Below are 1,032 nucleotides of genomic sequence, written 5' to 3'. Positions count from 1 at the left end.
TCACTGATATTTTTATCTCTAATTTTATAAATTTCAGAAACTTTATTTTGACGATTTGCCATTTTATAAGCTAAAGAATTTGTCTTTTTTGGATTTCCTGGATTTTTTGGATTGCCTAATTTTATAGGTGTTGGCTTTACAACGGTTTTAGCTTTATCTCTTTTTCTCTTTATCGCTTTCTGTTCTGGTGTTATCGGTACAACAGCCTGTACATTTACTTTTAATTTACGTTTTTTAATTTCTTTTTCGAATAACTTTCTTAATTCAGGATTTTGAGCTTCTTTTAATAATTTGGTGCGTTTGTAAAATGGAAAAGATAAACGATAAAAATATATAAACCGTGCTAAATTGGCATAAGCGTAACCTTTGGCAATAACCTTGTCTGAATACATATGTGCATCATGTCCCAATATCGCATGGTCATGTAATTTTTTCTCTTCTATCAGTTCATCAAGTACAAAATTGTATGTTTTATCAAGATAAGAATAATGTTTTAAAGGGTGTCTTAAAGCTTTAATAATTACACCTCTATTGTATCTTATTAATTCTTTATCTATTCCTGTTTTATTTTGTTGTTTGGCAATAGCACGATATAAAAGATATAATTCATCATCTGAATATACTGCCATTTCTTTAGCTGTTATTTTGTTATAAGCGTATATAGTAACATCGTTTTTTTTAGGAGTTAATATCTCACCTAATTCTTTCAGTAATTTTTCATTTAAAGATTTACGTTTTTTAGCTTCCTTGATAGCTATTACCCAATAATTAATATTTTTCTTATCTTTTGCTGTTTTTTTGCTTTTTGCTCTTGTTTCTTTTAAAAATGCCGTAATCTGTTTGATATAATTACCCTCTTGATTAATTCTGTCCTTTAAAACAACCTCTTTACTAGGTCTTTTTACCGTTTTAGTTGGTTTTTCAATTTTCTTGACAACAACCTTTTTAATTTCAGCTTTTTTAGTAGCTTTTTTTTTAGGAATAACTTGTACAGGTTTACCGTTTTGAAATTTCCAACCTTTACGCAAACGC

The 1,032-nt window shown here is 28.2% G+C and carries 1 protein-coding gene; it reads right to left on the bottom strand.

What is annotated here, in order from left to right; all coding sequences use genetic code 11:
• On the bottom strand, nucleotides 1-1,032 hold a 1,032-nt coding region (locus tag AQ1689_RS09200; protein ID WP_180947566.1), incomplete at both ends, for a hypothetical protein.

This window comes from Tenacibaculum finnmarkense (genome assembly GCF_900239185.1).
GTDB classification, from domain to species: Bacteria; Bacteroidota; Bacteroidia; order Flavobacteriales; family Flavobacteriaceae; genus Polaribacter; species Polaribacter finnmarkensis.
The sequence above is the reverse complement of the archived record's forward strand: the minus strand, read 5'-3'. Positions and strand labels throughout refer to the sequence as shown.